The organism is Paenibacillus sp. FSL R5-0407 (assembly GCF_038009185.1).
GTDB classification, from domain to species: domain Bacteria; phylum Bacillota; class Bacilli; order Paenibacillales; family Paenibacillaceae; genus Fontibacillus; species Fontibacillus vini.
This window is the reverse complement of sequence record NZ_JBBPAX010000001.1, coordinates 3,936,553-3,955,848: the sequence shown is the minus strand read 5'-3', so window position 1 is coordinate 3,955,848 and position 19,296 is coordinate 3,936,553. Positions and strand designations below refer to the sequence as shown.

The window sequence follows — 19,296 nt, the reverse complement described above, 5'->3', positions numbered from 1 at the left end:
ATTTCTGACCTTAGATTACAGGAGGGGAAGCCTTAAAACAATGAAGCGTCTTCTGCTTTTCTAGCACTTTATTACTGATTTTCCGCCCGGTATTCATTCGGGGTCATACCCGTATTTTTCTTAAATAACTTGGAAAAATAGCTTGGATTGTCATACCCCACCATATAGGCGATTTCATAGCTTTTACAATCTGTCGTTCGCAGAAGTTCCTTGGATTTGTTCAGCCGGATCTCGGTCAGATAGGCCCACAAATTCCATCCGGTTTCCCGCTTAAACAAATAGCTGAAATAATTTTTACTTACCGATAATTCCGTGCATATTTCCTCTAAAGAGAGGTTCCGGTCGTAATTCTCACCCAAATAGCGAATCCCCACCTCAACAAGCGCGCTGTATCGAGGCTTTGCAGTCTGAGAACGATTTGATGAAAGAAGCTGAAGAATTCTGTTCATAAAACGGCTCATTTCATCCGCTGTAGAGATATCCGATATGTCCCTATAACTTAAAAGGCGAATTTCATGATACTCGTCAGTAAGCCGATTCTCTTTGATCAACTTCTCCCGGATCGCACAGAATGCGTTGTAGTTGAAGTCAATAAACAGGTGAAGCGAGGCCGGATCCGATTTACAAGACAGCAATAGTACTTCTTCTATAATGCGTGCAGCTTCCTCAGCATCATTCAGGTTCAGCGCTTCGGCCAACCGTTTAGTATATGCCAATAAATCTACCTGCTGGAACGTCGTTTCAATCATATTATATCCGTAGCCCAGAACCTCTTCATCTCCGATATAAGAACTGAAACGGCTTAGCTGAGCCAATCGGCGGTACAGATGCGGCAGCTCGTCCAACCGAGATCCCCGGGGGCTAAAGCACACATGAATCTTCATATGAATTTCCTCGGCAAACAAGTCTATCATCTTCGAGGCACAAGCAGACAACGACTCCTTCGAGCAATCGCCGCTCAGAATGGCTGTCCAGGCGTAATCTTTATAGTCGAATAGTACGCAGTGACCAAACTCCTCCATCACGGCGGACATCCGCTCCATAATAAAGGCCATCTGTGCATCCAGCTGCAACCCGTTTTCGATATAATCGTTCATGGATTGTTCCGTGAGATTAAAGCTGAATAACGTATAAGATGATAAATTTAAATTGAGACTGCTCGTACTTTTTCCGGCAGCCAGCGGATTTACCCCTGTGCTCATATATCGATAAATGACCTGTTTGTCATGCGCCACCCGATTTTTTACCGCGTTTTTCTCCGCAATCATCTTATCGCTGATTTTGGCAATGATTTTTTTGAGCGTTTGCTCCAGTTCAAACTCATCAACCGGCTTTAAGATATAATTGGAGCATCCCAGCTCAATCGCCCTTTTAACGTAATCAAAATCCGCGTAGGCGCTGATCAGAATAAATTCCGCCCCCGGATTCGTAACCCGGGCTTTTTTTATAAATTCCAATCCGTTTAAATTAGGCATTTTGATATCGGTAATGATGATATTGGGATCCTCCTGATGGCACAGGTTCAGGGCTTCCAATCCGTTCTGAGCCGTACCGACAATACGGATGCCGAGACTATCCCAATCCAGAATATTTTCCATCATCTTAATAGACAACACTTCATCATCTACAATGATCGCTGATAGCACTTTAACCCTCTTTTCGCTTCGGTATCGTAATTACGATACTCGTATTCATACCTTCTCTGGACAGCATTTTAACCCCCGCTTGCATTCCATAACAGCTCTTTAGTCTTTGATTCAGATTCAGCAAGCCGATGCTTTGATTCTGTTTGTAAGTATCCTGGTTAGACAGCATACTATTGATACGTTTCACTTCAGCGGAATCGACAGCAGCACCGTCATTCGTTATCGCTATATAAATTTCTCTCCCGGCATCTTCCACCACAATCGATAGATGTCCTTCCTTCCGATCCTCAAAGCCATGCTCAATCGCATTTTCGACTAACGGCTGAATCATCAGTTTCGGGACAAGGAAATGATCCAGTTGTTCATCGCAACTCATACTGTATTTAATCAGGCCGTTAAACCGTATGTTTTGCAAAATGATGTAATTCTCCGTATAGCTTAGTTCCTGCTTCAACTCCACCAGTTCATACGGATTATAAACGGAATAGGACAGTATTTTCCCCAGAAGCGTAGTCGCTTTAGAGATGGATTCGGTATCGCCGCATACCGCCATTGCCTTTATGGATTGCAGGACATTATTTAAAAAGTGCGGATTGATTTGATGCTGTAGCACCTTTAGCTGTTCCGTAGCGAGACGTCTTTGTTCCTCAACGACTTCGTCCGTCAATTGGTTAATGTTCTTTAGCATATGGTCGGCCGTCTCAGCTATCAAGTTGATTTCCTTACTCTTGGATTCCTTGAAAGATACGTCCCTGCGTCCCGAGGCGATCTGGTTGAATCGTTGCAGTAAGCTTTGCATGGGATTCAGAATGGATTTAGATATCAATCCCGACAACAAAACCACCAGCATGCAAGCGATTACAACCATCGCTATAACAACGGTCTTATTGGTTGAACGAAGCTCCTCCACTTCGGTGAGCGGCATAATGCCCAGAATAGCCCAACCGGAAACTAGCGAGGTTTCATTAACGACTAAATAGGATACCGGATGATCACCGCTCTTGGCAACTATAAAAGACTTCTTCCCCTTCCTCAACCCCTCGCTGATATCTTCCTTCTGCAGGGTTGAGAGATGGCTGTTGTTAGCAAAATGGACCGGGTTCACCCCGTCGTAAATGGCGATTTGCATATTTCCTTGTCCGTTTTTATCCGATAAAATCGGGTCCAGATTAAAGTCCGTCATTAAAAAGGTGCGCCCGGCTGAATAATATTGATTAGCGTTAATAATGGGCGTAATTACGGACACGGTCTTGCGGTTCCGATAATTAAGCAGGTAGTCCGTCGGATGGAAGTTAGTAAAACGTATATACTTATCCTCCATATATGCCGCCTTATTGAACCAATCTTGCTGATCAAAACGATACCCGCGGACCGGCGAACTCCCGTAGTAATACAAATACTCATGATTATTTCCAATAATCAAGGCGTTGGTGATGTTGCCCAACACATCAAGCTGCTTGATCTTGGATGCCACCTCCCGCTGGTTGTAGAGCTCGACAGAGTAATCTATTTCCTGGACACTGTTCCGGTAGGTAACCGCATTAATAATGTCCTGATCATTCGCCACGATTTTGGACACCGTGATCAGCTGATCCAAATGATTATCGATCAAAGATAGGTTCGCCTTCACCACTTTGTTGATAGAATCATAGCTTTGCTTCTGATAGCTGGAAATATTGTAATTAAGAATCAAACTGCCGAAGGCAACGATCAAAGTTATAAATACGATGGAAAAGCTGAAGATCATCTGCTGGCGCAAAGAAAATTTCACGCGTTGCCCTCCCCCTGCTACACTTTAAAACCAATGGAATCCCATTATTCTAGCATATTTATTAACCGTCTTCTGTAACCTTCCAATAGAAAAAGGACCCCAAGCTGGGGCCTGACATCAAAAATATATTAGACCGGTGGATTCGAAAAGTCCGAATCGGATAGCAATCCCATCGTTTTTGCCTTCATGGCGGCTTCAATTCGCGATTTAACGCCCAGCTTGTGGAACAAGCTCGTTAAGCTGTATTCCAGGGATCGCTGACTTACCAGAAGATTCTCGGCGATGGCCTTATTGCTTTTGCCTCTGGCTATTTGCATCAAAATATCATATTCCTTGCCCGTCACCACACCCGTCTCCAGGCCGCTCGTCTTCTCGGTCTCCTGCGCGGAGACTCTCCTCATTTGCCTGACCAGGGACAACGGCAGCACCGCCTCACCCCTTAAGGCGCAGCGCACCGCGGTCACAAGCTGCTCTTTGCTCGCCGTTTTCAGGACGAATCCCGAAATTCCCGCTTCCATCATGAGATTAAAATGGTTGGTAAACTCAAATCCCGTATAAATCAAAATTACGGCCTCCGGCCTGATCGCAATGATTTGCTTGGCCAGATCGATTCCGTTCATTTTCGGCATATGAAGATCGAGCAGCATCAAGTCATAATGGTCTTGACGGACGAGCTCCAGCGCCTTCTCTACCGTCTCGGCGTTTGCCACAACCATATCTCCTTCCTGTTCCAGCAGTACCTTGGTGCCTGCCATGACCGAAGGATGATCATCCACCAGCAAAATATGGACCATCACTGAACACCCCTTCTTCCAGTCTTCTTTAGCTACCGGGCAGGAATAGAAATCCTTATGGACAGTCCTTCTTCCGGTGTTGAGAGAAACTCAATCTGTCCATCCATTCCGCGAACCCGCTCTTTCATTCCATAGATCCCCATACTGTTAAATGTATTGATCGTTGTTCCCACATCCATCCCGACGCCGTTATCTTCATATTCCAAATAAATTTCATCGTTGCCGGAATACATTTTAATGGTTACCCGGGACGCATTGGAGTGCTTCGTCGCGTTAGCCAACATTTCCTGAACGATCCGGTATAAGCCGATAATGATATCATCGTGGATGGCATAGCCGAGATCGGAGTAGTCAAAATGGATCGCGTAGTTCGTACGTAACTGCGCAAACTCGAACAGCGTTTCCAGGGACCGCTCCAGACCTTCTTCCTTAAGCAGCGGAGGTCTCAATTCATTGCAAGTAATCCTGATCTGGTAAATGACGTCAAGCAACCCCTGCTCGATTTCTGCCAACTGCCTCCGATATTGGACGGGCAGCCCGGTATCCAAGGTGAGCTGATTCAACCTGTGATACCAGACAATCTGCTCTTGCAGCGCCGCATCATGAAGATCCTGAGACAACCGCTTTCGTTCATTTTCGGAAAGGTGAAATATGAATCTTAGCAACCACTGCGGCATCACCCGCCCCGAGGCTAACAGGTCCACATTCCTTTTTAAATCCTCAATAACGCGGAAATTATCATACAAAACGCTAACATAACGCGATAGTGTCTCAAGCCAAACCCTTGGGGCCTGTTCGATTAACCGGGCTGTGCTCTCTCCTACGCAAAGAATTCTGCTCTCCCCGTTGACTTCCCCGATTTTGACATAGTGCCCCTCGAGCGTATCGAACAGCCTGCATAAAGGAAGCCTGTCGGGGCCATGCTCCCGGATGCTCTGCAGCACTTCATCGGGAACTTCCGGACAGCCATGCGTCACGACCACCTGTCCTTCGGAATCCGCCCTTAACAGGGTGACCTTACTGGTGCCGAGCACCTGCCGGACTTCCCTCACCAGCCTGCTGTTTAACTCATCTACCTTGACCACGCCGAAAAGATCGGATGAAAATTGGTCCAGACTGGTTTGCAGCCGGAAATAACGGTCTTCGCTCTGCCGGATCAACTGCTCGGCATTCCATCTCTCCACCTCGGCTTTTTTTCGCGAAGTGATGTCCCAAGCCAAGGTCATTGCTGTTTTCCCTAGATGCGGGAGCGCCGTGGTCACCGCCTCTACCTCAATCACATCGCCGTTCAGACAAACTAATTTATATTGAGTCATCGGGGTGCCCCCCAACTCAAAGATGTCCTTGGGTCCTTGGGCTTCCATGATCTCTTCGTAATTTCCCCTCCCCAATATATCCCAAGCGGTGAGTCCGATAACCTCGCTCTCATCCTTCGCACCGTAAAGCGCGGCGCTTGCAGGGTTGGCATAGGTAATAATGCTGTCCTGATGAAGAAGAATCGAAATCGGGGATAGTTCCACGAGCTGACGGTTTAATTCCTCGCTTGCCAGCAGGGCTCGTTCCGCCTGCTTCCGCGAGGTAATATCCTCGAAAACAATCTCCACAGTCGAGTTCGACGCATCGAATATTCCGACCACCCGCGCCTCGACCTTTTCCCCGTCCGTCCGAACCAGTGTAATTTCCTCCGGGGGTAGAGTGCCTTTATCCATCAAAATTCTAAACAGATCTCTGCAACGCTCCATATCCTCCTCGATGACCCAATCCCATGGAGTCGTCCCGACTACACGGGCAAGCTCGGCACCAAGAATTTGCATTCCGGCAGGGTTTACAAAGACAATAATGCCATTGTGGCATAATGCGATTGCTACAGGAGCTAGCTCTACAAGCCTGCGATACCGCTCCATGCTTTCTTTCAGCGCAACCTCGATCTTCTTGCGTTCGGTAATATCGTAAAAGACGTGTACGGTTGAATCCGTATGCGCATCATAAATACCTGATACCTCGGCATGAATTAATTGACCGTTTGGTCCGATCACCTGATATTCCACCGGTTCTCCAGATTCCTCCTGCACGATGGCGCGGATTCTGTTTCTGGCTTTACTCCATTCGTGCGGGGGAAGGATCCGGAAGATTTCCTGACCGATCATCTCTTCCAGCGTATCGAAGCCCATTAATTGCAGACCGGCAGGGTTAGCATAAAGGAACCGCTCATTTCTCTGCACAATCGTCGGGTGGGGAACGAGCTCGATTAGCCTGGAAAATCTGTCCTCGCTCTTCTTAAGCTCCCGCGCTGCCTTTCTCTTGTCGGTGACATCCAGCACCATGCCATCCAAACGGATTAATTGGCCGTACTCATTGATGCTCGGAATGACCCGGACCTCTACCCAACGAATCGCGCCGTCGGCGTGAATGATCCTATACTCACTGGAGTCGGATATGCCTTTGCGCAAACTGGCAGCCAATTCACTGAAGTAACTCGCGTCTTCCGGATGAACGATGTTCTCCCAAGCCATTTTGCTCCGGAAATTGTCCGGCGTATATCCTGTAATCGTCATAAATGCCCTGGACGTAAAAATGACCTTTTTTTGCCGGCCGTCATAAGACCAGGTACCTACATCTATATTGTGCAGCATATTTTCAAGCAGACTGATCCGTTGGCCCGCGTCCTCCAGCTCTTTGCGAACCCGACCGATGCACTTTTGAAAGATTCCGATTACCGCAAACAAAGCAATAAAAAAAATAAGGGTAATGATTACGTAGATTAGGCTGTTCAAGTCGGCCTCCCCTTTACCACCAAGATGACTTACACTCCGACGGGACAACTAACTTTTCGTTACTTATAAATTGTTTATCGGCCTGAACCCCTGAATTGCTAAGATTGCCGAAGAATAAAAACAATAACAAATTTTGGACTGTTCAAGGACATTCAAGTGAACATTTGAATATGATGAGGGAAAGTCTTATAATGGCCTTAAACAATCAAACACTCATTTGAATATTAATAAAATAGAGAGGAGGAGACTTATGGGATCAGATCTGGAAACGATTGAAGAAATATGCGAGCATGGTTGCGGCGATTCGGCCCGTACGGACCAACTTCGTGAATCTCTGCAAGAAGACGATATCATGGGCATGGTACAAATCTTCAAAGCATTATCCGACCCCAATCGGATGAAGATCGCCTATTTGCTGCTCCGGGGACAGGAATGCTGCGTGTGTGATATCGCCGCCGTATTGGGCAGTTCGGTTGCCACCGCCTCCCACCATCTCCGCCAACTAAAACTCATGGAAATCGCAAAATCCCGCAAGGATGGGAAGAATGTATTCTATTCGCTGAAAGACCATCATATCGAGACGCTCATTACGATGACGCTGGAGCATCAAAAGGAGAGGAACGAGCATGAATAACCAGGACTCCGCCCCTAAGACAGCCGGGCTGCCGAATGGGGATTCCCGCAGGGAATATAAGGTTCAGGGCTTGTCCTGCGCCAATTGCGCACGCGAGATGCAGGAGGAGATTCAGAAGCTGGATCACGGGAAAGATGCCGCTTTGTTATTTAACAGCAGCCGCCTGTTAGTCCGGCCGGAAGTGGATTTGCAACGGGTACAACGAATATTGAGCGGAGACGGCGCCTCATTGGTAACTCCATCTACAGCCGGCGGCACCGATAAGGGAAGTGGGACCGGAAAGGCCGGTCACAAACACTCAGGACATGACCACGAACACGGACATGAGCATGGGGACGAACATGGGCATAAGCATGAAAATGCGGATAGTCATGGGCACAGCCATGGACATACTCATGGCGAAGGTGAAGGCCGAATCGGCCAGTGGCTGCTGACCATCTCGGCTGTGCTCTACGCTGCTACGTTTATTGTCGATACCCGGATTCCCGGGAACGCCCTTATCCTGATGTACATTGTTTCTATTGTACTAAGCGGCTACTCCACCTTTTTACGGGGGCTCCGCAATCTGTTCCGTCTTAAATTCAACATGGATACCCTGATGACCGTCGCGCTGGTCGGTGCCTCGCTGATCGGCGAATGGAAGGAAGCGACGCTTGTCGCGATTCTGTTCGGTTTGAATGAACTTCTGGAAGGGTACGGGATGAGCCGGGCCCGCAAATCGATGGAAGCGCTGCTGGATGCGGCCCCGAAACAGGCTGTCCTTGTACAGGACGGACGCGAGGTGACGGTTCCGATCACACAGCTTCGGATCGGAGACCTTGTGCTGGTCCGTCCCGGCGAGAAGATCCCTTCGGATGGCTCCGTTGTGGAGGGACATAGCGCAGTGAATGAGGCGGCAATTACGGGCGAATCGATCCCGGTGCCGAAGAAGCCGGGGGCATCCGTCTTCGGCGGGAGCGTCAATGCCGAGGGATTGCTGAAGATAAGAGTCGAGGCAGCTTACGAGGACTCCTCGCTGGCTAAAATTATGCACCTGGTGCAGGAAGCCCAGGATACCAAGACACCGACCGAACTGTTCATCGATAAGTTCGCCAAATATTATACGCCGGCCATTATGGCCATTGCCGCGCTTGTCATCCTTGTGCCTCCGCTGTTTTTCGGCCAGCCTTGGATGAAATGGCTCTACGAAGGACTTGCGATCCTGATCGTCGGCTGCCCTTGCTCGCTGGTGCTCTCGTCGCCGATTGCGCTGGTCAGCGGCATGACCCGCAGCGCCCGGAACGGCGTGCTCGTCAAGGGCGGGATTCATCTGGAGCAGCTCGGGAAGATCAATGCCATCGCTTTTGACAAAACCGGCACTCTGACCATGGGCCGTCCCGCCGTCATCCGCGAGGTCGTGTACGATTCGGAACGGTTCTACCGCATCGCGGGAGCCATGGAGACCGGCTCGCTGCATCCCCTCGCCGAGGCGATCGTGCGGCAGGTTGAAGCCGGCGGTCTTGCCAGAGCTGCGCTGCCGAAGCCTTCCGGGCTGACGACGCTCCCCGGCGTCGGTCTGTCCGGAGACATCGACGGCACGCAGTACTGGGTCGGCAGCGAGGAAGTACTCGAGCTGCTCGCCCTGCCGGCGGCCGACCGGAGCCAGGTCGCGGGAGACCTGGCCCGCCTGAAGGAGGACGGCCTCACCGTCGTGCTGGCGGCCGATAGCCGCCGCGTGCTCGGCCTGTTCGGCCTCGCCGACGAGCTCCGTCCGGAGAGTCCGGACGTCATCGCGCGGCTGCACCGCAGCGGCATCGCCCACACCGTCATGCTGACGGGGGACCATGCCGGTTCCGCCCGGGCGGTCGCCGCCAAAGCCGGCGTCACCGACTGGTACGCGGGCCTGCTCCCGGAGCAAAAGGTCGAGCGGATTCGCGAGCTTTCCGCCAAGTGGAATGTCGCGATGGTCGGCGACGGCATCAACGACGCGCCCGCGCTTGCCGCTTCAAGCCTCGGCATCGCCATGGGTAAAGGAACGGACAGCGCGGTGGAAACCGCCGATATTGTCCTGATGCAGGATCACCTCGGCAAGCTGCCGGGCGCCATTTCCGTCGCGAGACAGGCCAGCCGAGTCATCCGCTGGAATATCGGCATCTCCCTGACGCTGAAGCTGATCGCCTTGCTCTTAACCATCCCCGGCTGGCTGACGCTATGGATTGCCGTCATGTCGGACATGGGCGCGACGATCCTCGTAACCTTGCTGGGACTGACCGTCCTGCTGGGCAAAGATAAGTAGGGGAGTTTAGTTCTGATCCAACAACGACTAAGACTTCTACCTCAACTAAAATTCCCATTAAGCATTCTCAGCACCAAGCAGATTAATTAACTGGAAAACCTACAGTTAATTTTCATCAACTCCACTAATTTTCTTATTTAGCTGGAAATCCTGCAGTTAATTCAGGCCCAAAGTGCAAATTTGCAGCTTTGGGGCCCAAATAACTGTAGGTTTTCCAGTTATTTATTTCTTTTTCGGTTTTTCCAGCAAATTAGCTGTAGGAAATCCATCTATTGGGCATGCAAATGAAGTGCCTTTATGAGACTTCCAGGATCTTAACGTCATAGGGACGCCAGGCAATAGATCATGGACCTTAGATGTTGGAACCGTTCCGTTATTTTCCAATTTCATCTATATAACCACAACTTTTCCTAGGCCTGAGGCGTTCATATAGTTGTAAAGGAGGCTTTTCAAATGAAAAACTCAAAATCGACCGTCGCAAAGGCTGCAGCTGTCGCTCTAATCCTAACAGTCACGATGGCTTCGGGAAGCATTCCCCGCCTGGCGCCACAGTCCGCGGCAGCCGCAACCGACTCCGTCAATCAAAAAACTACCCGAGCGCTGGAGCATAAGCCCTTCAAACAATCCGGGCAACTTTATATTCCTTTGAGAGATGCGGCATATCTCTTCGATCTTCAGCTCACCTACAACCATGCAACTAAGGCTTTAGAACTCACCGGGGTCACCCAGTATGCCAAATTGAAGGCGGGCAGTGCAAGCGCCACGGGCAAAAATAACGTCACCGTATCCCTTGGAGCTCCCGTACTAATTAAGCAAGGCGTCACCTATGTACCGGCTTCTCTTTTTGCGAAACTGTTCGGAATTTCAATTACGCCGTCCGGCAAACAGGAAATCACTTATGTTTATTCCTCTAAGTACGTCATGGCCCAAGCCGGAGACAAGCTGTTCTGGCTAAACCGTGAAAAAGGCGTATTATACGCAGGCTCCAGTGGCCAACTCCCCGTCCGAACCGGCACCATTCAGGTCGAACACCCCGATTGGCTGGCTATGGATGCCCATAAAATCAACGATTCCACCTATGTGGTGAACATTTATAATAGTTACGGAGAGCCGCACATCTTTGATGGACGGTATCGTGGTATATTGCATAACGGCTCCATCGTCCGTCAGACGAGCATGTCTTATGGCGGGCCTTCAAGTATTAACCTGGAAAAAGACGTACTAACGTATGACGGCAAAATCATCCTCAATGACGGCCAGGTCGCCGAACTCGTCACACCCGACGGAAAGCTCGCCGAGAGCATTGATCTCGAGAAGTTCGGTGGCCCGGATGACGTCTACAGTCTGGAAGCCATAGAAGCCGACTTTTTGCTGATCCGTCCTTACTCTACGGGGACTCTGCTGCTGGTTGACCGAAGCTCGGGCAAGACAAAGTCCATCTATCTCGACCTGCTGGACAAGGACGTCATCGACCGGATCCAAAACGATGAATTCGGTATTGGCGACGGGTTGAAGTATATCAGCCGAACCGGGGACCAATTGAAATTTAAATGGCATCTGTCTTATTTCGGTTCCGAAGCGGTTACGATGACCTACGATCTTTCCAAGTAAAAATCATTCTTACAAAAAAACAGCGGTACAACGCGCAACTGCGCGTGTACCGCTGTTTGATCGTACCCGGCCATCCCCGGGTGGAACTATTAACTCTTAAGATTCCAATGACGTTTTCAGTTCATCCGAAGAACGATCCCACCATTCCTGGTTTGTCTCGATCAGCAGCTTCTTAAGAGCGCCTCTTTGCTCAGCGGACAAACCGTCCAAAATGAACCGGCGTTTCAACGCGTAGTCCATTTTGTTGACGTGATCGGCAAGAATTTTCCATCCGCGGCGTGCTTCGGTATCGATCCACATTTCGCAGGCGGTCATCCCGCCGTAAAATTGGCCCTCGGGAGAACGGTCAACCGCGACCCAAACGACCCAAACTTGGCGACCGGCCGGTACATCTTCACGGTTCATCGAGAATTTGATACCTTTCTCCACCTTGCTCTTGGCGTGCATCGCACCGATATCGATATAAGCCTCATCCCCGTCGATAATGACCGGAGACATGCTGTTCAGGTCGATGGAGCCGGCGCCAAAGCCCTTATGCTTACTCTTCTCCTCATTGCTGATAATGTTCAGGGCGAATATCTTCTTGCCCGTCTTCTGCGAATTCGAATTGTTGTTGTCCATGAGTCCCTCCCATTGTTACCTATCTGAATTTAATTAAATTTCTATTCCAAGCGGAGTTAAACCGCCGATTTCGCTTCAGCCGAAAGGGCTGTTTTAACCCTTGGCAGTTTAATTTAATTTTAGCTAATAATCTCCCAAATGCAAACATATACATGCTGTAGATGCTTGTCAACGGGAGGTATCCATTGTATGACCCGACGAACTTTATTCTTCGGCATTTCCATTCTTGCCCTGTGCCTCATCGCCGGCACGATCCGGTATACCCTGAGTATGGGCCCTTCAACACAGACTTCCTTCGCACCCAAAAAGGTCAAGCCCCAGGCAATCGCTCAAAAAAGCGGGCCCGTGCTTCCCCAGTCCGAAAGCATTCAACAGCCGACTGCGGAGATTCTGAGCGACCGAATTTCAGAGTACCATATTCAGGTCCAGCTTAATGAACAGGACAACACACTGACAGGCACGGAAACGCTGACCTGGACGCATCCCGGCAAAAAGGCCGTCAATGAACTTTATTTTCATCTATATCCCAATGCTTTTGCTTCCGCAAATTCTACCTTTATGAAGGAATCCGGCGGTAAGCTGCGCAGCGACGTCATGCCCAAGGACGGATGGGGAGCCATGGAGTTGACCGAGATCCGGACAACGGACGGCATATCCTTGCTTCACCGGGTTCAATTCGTTCAGCCGGATGACGGGAATACGCATGACCGGACACTTGCCAAGGTCCGCCTGCCGGTAACGGTCCGCGGCGGCGAGAGCATTACGTTGAAGATCAACTTCACCGTGAAGCTGCCTAAAATCTTCGCCCGGATGGGCGCATCCGGCGATTTCGTCATGGCAGGTCAATGGTTTCCGAAGCTAAGTGTGTACGAACCCGCCGGAACGCGCGGCCGAACGGCTGAGGGCTGGAATCTGCATCAGTATCACGGTAATTCGGAATTTTACTCGGATTTTGGTATCTACAGTGTAAACATTAATGTTCCCGAGACGTACACCGTGGCTGCGACCGGCTTCCAGACGAAGCCTGCAGTCCTGAAAGACGGCCGCAAAACGGTTCAATATTACGCCGATGATGTTCATGATTTCGCCTGGTCCGCCTCCCCCGATTTCATTTATGCCGAAGAGCCATTTTCCTCGGCGGAGGTTCCCGGCGTCCGAATCAAGCTCTATCTGGATCCCGCGCACAAGGATTTAAAGGAGCGTTATTTTTATGCGGCCAAGGTGGCCCTCATGAATTTCAGTAAATGGTACGGACCGTATCCTTACTCTACCTTGTCCGTAGTTGTTCCTCCTATTGAAGGGAATGGTGCGGGAGGTATGGAGTATCCTACCCTCGTCACCGCCTTCGGAGCGGGCAGCGACTCGCCGGGATACGATGAATTGGAGCGGACGGTCATCCACGAAATCGGACACCAGTTCTTCTATGGCATGGTCGCGAACAATGAATTCGAAGAGGCTTGGCTGGACGAAGCTTTTACCTCCTACGCTGAAGATAAACTGATGGAGCAAGAGTTCGGAATCGCGCCAAATCTGCCGATTCAGGCTGCGCTGATATCCTCTCCGGCTACTCTGACACAACCCGCCTGGAAATACGGATCGGGAGATACCTATGCCAAGAACGCTTATTATCGCGGCAAACTGGTCTTGTTGGATATCGAACGCCAAGTCGGGGCGAAGACCATGAAGCGCATTCTCTACAACTATGCCCAGAAGTACAAATTCAAGCATCCGACTACGGCCGATTTTCAACGTGTTGTCGAGCAGACGACCGGACGGAGCTGGAAGTCATATTTTAATCAATATATATATGATGGTAAAATGGCCGATTTCTCTGTAGACCGCATTACCGTAACTCCTGTAACCAAGGATGGGAGCACGATTTACGAGTCTGAGGTGGAAATCAGCCGCAAGGGAGGAACGGCCTCCAAAATACCGCTGCTCTTCAGCTTCAAGGATGGCCATACGATCCACAAGGTGTGGAATGGCGATGGCGATCGCGTTCAGATGAAGCTGCAATATAAAGAACCCCTGGAATGGGTCCGTTTGGATCCCGAGTATTCCTTGGTGCTTGAGAACAAGCATATCAACAACTTTATTAAGGCCGAGGTCAAGGAACCTGTCAGCACACGTGCTTCTTTAAGCATCACCAAGCTGCTGGAATCCCTGCTTGGCACTCTGTTCTGGTAGGCTGGACGAACAAGAATAAGGCTTATTCATAGCAGTAATGCTCACAAAACTTTTAGGAGGGAAAGTTATGACCTATGTACGAAATGGATGGGGGCTTGTCAGGAGCCAGTTTCCCTCTGTGATCATCCTGTTCCTGTACCAGCTGCTCTGGGGGCTGTTTCTGTACCGTCTGATCCATTCGGCGGTTGTGGCCGTACTGTCCAGGTACCCGGATACGCCCCCGAATGAACTGAACCGGATTCTATACTTGATCGAAGGGCAATTCGAATTGAAGCACAATCCGGAGATTCACCAGTATTTCTGGCTGCTAATCGGGATGATTGTTCTCCGTCTATTGCTGACGCCGCTGTTCCAGGCGGGTATTCTCTACGGTCTGGTTCCCGCCGAGACCCGGGCGTCCGGACTTCCCTTCTTCCGGGGAATGAAGGAATTCTGGAAGCCCGTCACTCTCTTCTTTCTGTTGGAGCTCGCGCTGCTCTCCCTGCCGGGAATTTGGATCGTCCCGGACCTATACGCCCTCTTGCCCCGTCTCCTTACGTCAGGCGACAGGCTCGCTCCCCTTTTGACCCTTTGTGGATATTTGCTGGGGTGGGTGGTTTACGGTTGGCTTGTCCGGCAAATCCTGCTGTTCGCCCAGTTCGGGTATCTGTTTAAGGCCGGCGTCTGGGGCTCCCTGATGCTGAGCATGAGGTATCTATTGCCGGGGATCGCCATTTCCCTTATTCTCGGAGCTGCCGGCGCCGCCTTGTTCCTTTTGTTCGGAACGGCCTCCTGGATTTGGACAGGACTGATTGCTTTAATTCTGCAACAAACCTATCCTTTCATTCGCAGTCTATTTCAAATTTGGACTCTAACCTCTCAATATCAGCTTTGGCATACCAAATCACAAAAAAGTTAATTTTTTTTCATCTTTATCCTTCCTTGTGCCACAAGGCCTCCGAGCTTATTCGGGGGTCTTGTCCTGCGTTTTCCCCTCTCAAACTCGCTAAATAACCATTGCCAAAATATACTGGCCTTTGTTACAATAACAACAGCACAATTTCAGTAACAGTTTTGTAATTATTTTTGTCACTATTAGCAGGAGTCTTCTGCTGGGTGTCGAATAAGTAAGTAGTCAGGTGTAAATTACAGCCGAATTCCCTTCACGGGGAACGGGGGAACCACTTTGGGTGAATTGATCTCGCAAGAGAGGGATCATAGGGGACCTTCAACCGAATCCTTAAGCTAACCTCGTAGGCATTGGAAGGAGCATTTCCTTGAAAAAACAGTTAACCGCAGCAGCCGTAAGTCTTGCAATACTTTTCTCCATCGGAACTGGTAGCGCTTTCGCAGATTCCAAATTGGACACCACGATTGAAAAAGCTCTGGGAAGCGATTATGTTTCCGGCGGAACTACCACCTCTGGCTTTGACTGTTCCGGATTCACTATGTATGTCTTTTCGAAAATCGGAATTAAATTGCCGCACCAATCAGGCTCCCAGTACAAGATGGGAACCGCTGTAGAGAAGAAAGAACTGATCGCTGGCGATCTGGTGTTCTTCAACACTTCAGGCAAAGGTGTGTCTCATGTTGGTGTTTACGTCGGTGACGGCAAGTTTGCTCATGCTTCCTCCTCCAAAGGAGTTATCATCAGCAAATTGAGCGATAAATATTATGTCGAGCGCTATGTTGGCGCCAAGCGCATTATGAGCACTGATAAGTTCGAAGAAGTTACAAGCGATACTCAAGATCATGATGATGTAGAATAGTAACGATGAAGCCCGCAGAGATTCTTTATGGATCGCAATCTGCGGGTTTTTTCTTTTATTTAAACCGTCGTCCTAGGAAACATTACCCGGAGAGGACGGGATATACAGGACAAATCAACTTATTTATTCAAAAATAACAAAACAAACTTGCAAACCCGCGTTGATGTTTGGTAAAATGACCAGAGTAAATGGTAACAACTTTGTAATCACTGTTGTAACGTCGTAATTTTTCGGGTGCATTCAACAAAGACTAGCCGAATTCCCGGCACCCGGGAAACGGGGGAACCACATTGGGTGAATTGATTTCGTTACATAGGGATCATAGGGAACCTTCAACCGAATCCTCAAGCTAACCTCGCAGGCCTTGGAAGGAGTTTAACATCTTGAGAAAGACATTCGCAGCAGCAGCAACGAGTTTAGCTATTTTGTTCACCATGGGGACAGGAAGTGCCTTTGCGGACACCACATTGACCAGCGTCGTTAAATCCGTGTACGGAACACCTTACAAATACGGAGGCGTCACGACCAACGGTTTTGACTGTTCCGGATTTACAAGATACGTGTTCAAGAAAATGGGCGTCGATCTTGCCCGCGTCTCTACCGCCCAGTACAAGCAAGGTACCCCAGTGGCCAAGAGCCAGTTGAAAGCGGGAGACCTCGTATTCTTCAACACCCTGGGCAAAGGTAAAGTGTCCCATGTGGGCGTCTACCTGGGAGACGGAAAATTCGCTCATGCCTCTTCTTCCAAAGGAATCAGAACAGACAAATTAAGCAACACTTACTATAAAACACGTTATGTCGGGGCAAAAAGAATTTTGAGCGCAGACAGCTATTCCAGCTTTGCCAAAGAATCCTGATCACCCCTGATAGGCTGAGGCCCTCACCTCAATAGCTCGCTTGACCGCACTTGATTCTTGCCGGAATCAACGCGGTCTTTTTTCTTTCCTTCATCTTATTCATATAACGAAGGAATCGATCAAAAGGTTTCTTGGATAAAACCCATTCCAAAAATATTTTTTCCGTTCTCGTTCTCTAACACTCCATATCCTATCTTCCCTATATCCAAAATTTACCCGTTATGCGGATGCCTAAACAGGAAATTTTTAATTTACGCATTTTTTTTGCCTGCCTTCGATTTCTGGCCCCTCTTCCTCCACAAAGCCTTTACAACCAATAAAAATCCCGTTAGAGTGAGGTTAAAAAGAACTACAGCCATATGGGTAGCCGCATAGGCATTCCTATCGTTTAAGGAGGCGCAAAAATGGAAAAACCAATCGCACCATTTCGAATCGTACCCATGGAAGAAAGCCATGGCGCAGATATCAGTACTTGGCGTTACGATTCTCCCTACGATATTTATAGCTGGCTTCCCTGGGAACAGATGAAGGCGCTCGATGTGGAATTTGGGAATCCCGTTTTAAGGGCCCAGCAGTACGTCTCTTTGCTGGATCAGCAGGAGGAGCTTGCCGGATTCGCCCAGTACTTTCCTATGGAGGGCGTTACACGGCTTGGCATCGGTATGAGACCTGATTTATGCGGCCACGGGCTGGGTAAGACCTTTGTGCTGACAATCGTCGAGGAGGCCCAGCGGAGAAAGCCTAAGGATGTAATTGACCTGGAAGTGCTCACATGGAACACACGGGCGATCCGGGCTTACCAGAAGTCCGGCTTCGTGATTACCGATCTGTACGAGAAAATGACTCCTGGCGGCATTTCCAAGCCATATTACTGCATGGTGTTTCGCGGAAAACCCTCCGAGGCGTAAAAAAACATCCCCTTAATGAGACGTCTATGATTAATCACACATGATTTTAACGTATTTTTCGTATACTACAAATAATTCGTTACTTTTTTTGACACAAATGCTATGATCACGGGGCATGTTCAGCTATAATGGAAGGTAGCTTACATAGGAGGGACGATTGAAATGCAGAAGTGGATCATGAGCGGAATACTCATCGTGGCGTGCGCCTTCGCAGCCGTGTTAATGTTTACATTACCCGGTAAAGATCAGGTGGCCCAGGAAGAAAAGCCGCAAATGCCTGCGGTTACTGTAAGCGCAGAGCAAGCCGAAGCTACGGTTAAAGCCAACTGTATTTCCTGTCACGGGACTGATTTGCAAGGCGGAGCCGGTCCGAATCTGCAAAAAATTGGATCCGAGCTGTCGGCGGAACAGTTGTACGGCATAATTACTAAAGGAAAAGGCGGAGGCATGATGCCTTCCTTCAAAGATAAATTGAAGGACGAGGAAATCGCCAACGTCGCTATGTGGCTTGCGGAAAAGAAATAACAAACAAAAACAAAGACGCGCCCGCCGGGACTTATAAGTCCCGGCGGGCGCTTTTCTAATCATTCACATTCCTGAGCTTGGATTCCTGCTATCCCTATAGGGCTAGCCAGCCGCTCGGGCTTTCTCGAAGGCTTCGTTATATTGTTGCGCTTCTTTAATATCTACGGCCGTTATCCCGCCCTCTTCCCAAGATGTCAAACGAAGCGTCACCGTTTTGTGGTCGATGGTAATAAAAGGGTGATGATTAAAGGCTTCCGAAATAGCGGCTACCTCATCGACAAACGCAATCCCCTTCATAAAATTGGAGAACGTGTATTTGCGAGTAATCCAGCGACCTTCCTCCAGTTCCCAGCCTTCCAGCTTTTCCAAATGCGCTTCTACTTCTTGCGGTGTAAACGGCATTCTTCTTCCTCCCCGTTCTAAAAACTTCCACTCCTATGTAATCCTGCAGTTTAGGATTCAATACTCGGCAGCATTAGCTCTGTCCCCGCATCTGTTTATTGTATTCTTCTCTACTGCAGATCATGCGAAGGAGAGCTCTCGATTCTGCCGCCATGACAGCGGCATTCCTCATTACTTCCAAGATTATATTTTACCACGGCTCTATCCGATAATCCAAAAACTTGTGGAAACTTCGGTCAGACCAGCTTGACGGAGGTTAGCTCTTCCTCTCCGATCAGGAAGTTAATCCGGTGCCCTTCGGGGTCATGGATGACTACAGCGCTTCCTACGGGAATTACCGGCTCGGTGCCAAGAGCAAAGAACAGATCCTCAGCCAACGCCTCCTGAACCTCCTGTCTCTCTTCATCGGAGAGCCCGTGCCACTCCAAAGCCTCCATTTCAAAAAATTTATAGCTATCTGGAATACGGCCTACCGCCGCTGTCAAATCCTTCAAAATAAATTCATAATCTCTTCCGTGCTTTACGCCCACAGCCAAACGGCTC

At 49.4% G+C, this 19,296-nt stretch carries 16 protein-coding genes and 2 riboswitches; of the genes, 9 read left to right on the top strand and 7 right to left on the bottom strand.

The genetic code is table 11. The features are described 5' to 3' along the window. Positions 1-71: 71 nt before the first annotated feature. The 4 genes from NYE70_RS18715 to NYE70_RS18700 form a co-directional block, all read right to left on the bottom strand. A complete protein-coding gene (locus tag NYE70_RS18715) occupies positions 72-1,646 on the bottom strand; it encodes a response regulator transcription factor (RefSeq protein WP_341047362.1) in 1,575 nt (524 codons plus the stop codon). 1 nt (position 1,647) lies between these two features. Further along, positions 1,648-3,417: a cache domain-containing sensor histidine kinase gene (locus NYE70_RS18710; RefSeq protein WP_341047361.1), complete on the bottom strand. Its 1,770-nt coding sequence runs from the start codon at positions 3,415-3,417 to the stop codon at positions 1,648-1,650. Positions 3,418-3,545: 128 nt separating this feature from the next. Then, a complete protein-coding gene (locus NYE70_RS18705; protein ID WP_341047360.1) occupies positions 3,546-4,211 on the bottom strand; it encodes a response regulator transcription factor in 666 nt (221 codons plus the stop codon). 32 nt (positions 4,212-4,243) lie between these two features. Then, complete coding sequence (locus NYE70_RS18700; protein WP_341047359.1) at positions 4,244-6,985, bottom strand: PAS domain S-box protein; 2,742 nt, start codon at positions 6,983-6,985, stop codon at positions 4,244-4,246. Positions 6,986-7,235: 250 nt separating this feature from the next. Here NYE70_RS18700 and NYE70_RS18695 point away from each other — a divergent pair, with 250 nt between their 5' ends. From NYE70_RS18695 to NYE70_RS18685, 3 genes are all read left to right on the top strand, one after another. Continuing rightward, positions 7,236-7,619, top strand: coding sequence for an ArsR/SmtB family transcription factor (locus NYE70_RS18695; protein WP_211024667.1), 384 nt, complete (start codon positions 7,236-7,238; stop codon positions 7,617-7,619). Next, positions 7,612-9,894: a heavy metal translocating P-type ATPase gene (locus NYE70_RS18690; RefSeq protein WP_341047358.1), complete on the top strand. Its 2,283-nt coding sequence runs from the start codon at positions 7,612-7,614 to the stop codon at positions 9,892-9,894. The genes NYE70_RS18695 and NYE70_RS18690 overlap by 8 nt, the downstream gene beginning before the upstream one ends. A 453-nt stretch (positions 9,895-10,347) precedes the next feature. Then, a complete protein-coding gene (locus tag NYE70_RS18685) occupies positions 10,348-11,505 on the top strand; it encodes a copper amine oxidase N-terminal domain-containing protein (RefSeq protein WP_341047357.1) in 1,158 nt (385 codons plus the stop codon). Positions 11,506-11,601: 96 nt separating this feature from the next. Here the strand turns inward: NYE70_RS18685 and NYE70_RS18680 are convergent, their stop codons facing one another. After that, the gene (locus NYE70_RS18680; protein WP_213656494.1) at positions 11,602-12,126 is read right to left on the bottom strand and encodes a YwhD family protein; all 525 of its coding nucleotides are present in this window, start codon (positions 12,124-12,126) and stop codon (positions 11,602-11,604) included. A 189-nt stretch (positions 12,127-12,315) separates the two neighbouring features. Between NYE70_RS18680 and NYE70_RS18675 the strand changes: the two genes are divergently transcribed. From NYE70_RS18675 to NYE70_RS18650, 6 genes are all read left to right on the top strand, one after another. Beyond that, on the top strand, positions 12,316-14,313 hold the full coding sequence (locus tag NYE70_RS18675; protein ID WP_341047356.1) for a M1 family metallopeptidase: 1,998 nt from the start codon (positions 12,316-12,318) through the stop codon (positions 14,311-14,313). A gap of 67 nt (positions 14,314-14,380) precedes the next feature. After that, positions 14,381-15,211, top strand: a complete 831-nt coding sequence (locus NYE70_RS18670; protein ID WP_341047355.1) for a hypothetical protein — start codon at positions 14,381-14,383, stop codon at positions 15,209-15,211. 221 nt (positions 15,212-15,432) lie between these two features. Beyond that, positions 15,433-15,567: riboswitch (cyclic di-AMP (ydaO/yuaA leader) on the top strand. Positions 15,568-15,569: 2 nt separating this feature from the next. Further along, complete coding sequence (locus tag NYE70_RS18665) at positions 15,570-16,061, top strand: C40 family peptidase (protein WP_211024655.1); 492 nt, start codon at positions 15,570-15,572, stop codon at positions 16,059-16,061. Positions 16,062-16,303: 242 nt separating this feature from the next. Next, a riboswitch (cyclic di-AMP (ydaO/yuaA leader) is annotated at positions 16,304-16,440 on the top strand. Between the two features lie 4 nt (positions 16,441-16,444). Continuing rightward, positions 16,445-16,918 (top strand): C40 family peptidase, encoded by a 474-nt coding sequence (locus tag NYE70_RS18660; protein WP_244861681.1) that lies wholly within the window; start codon positions 16,445-16,447, stop codon positions 16,916-16,918. A gap of 404 nt (positions 16,919-17,322) precedes the next feature. Then, positions 17,323-17,826 (top strand): GNAT family N-acetyltransferase, encoded by a 504-nt coding sequence (locus NYE70_RS18655; RefSeq protein WP_211024652.1) that lies wholly within the window; start codon positions 17,323-17,325, stop codon positions 17,824-17,826. A gap of 162 nt (positions 17,827-17,988) precedes the next feature. Beyond that, a complete protein-coding gene (locus NYE70_RS18650; RefSeq protein WP_211024650.1) occupies positions 17,989-18,351 on the top strand; it encodes a c-type cytochrome in 363 nt (120 codons plus the stop codon). Between the two features lie 102 nt (positions 18,352-18,453). Here the strand turns inward: NYE70_RS18650 and NYE70_RS18645 are convergent, their stop codons facing one another. Together NYE70_RS18645 and NYE70_RS18640 are read right to left on the bottom strand one after the other, a co-directional pair. After that, on the bottom strand, positions 18,454-18,753 hold the full coding sequence (locus NYE70_RS18645) for a 4a-hydroxytetrahydrobiopterin dehydratase (RefSeq protein ID WP_341047353.1): 300 nt from the start codon (positions 18,751-18,753) through the stop codon (positions 18,454-18,456). A gap of 236 nt (positions 18,754-18,989) precedes the next feature. Then, a complete protein-coding gene (locus NYE70_RS18640; protein WP_211024752.1) occupies positions 18,990-19,283 on the bottom strand; it encodes a hypothetical protein in 294 nt (97 codons plus the stop codon). Positions 19,284-19,296 lie beyond the last annotated feature (13 nt).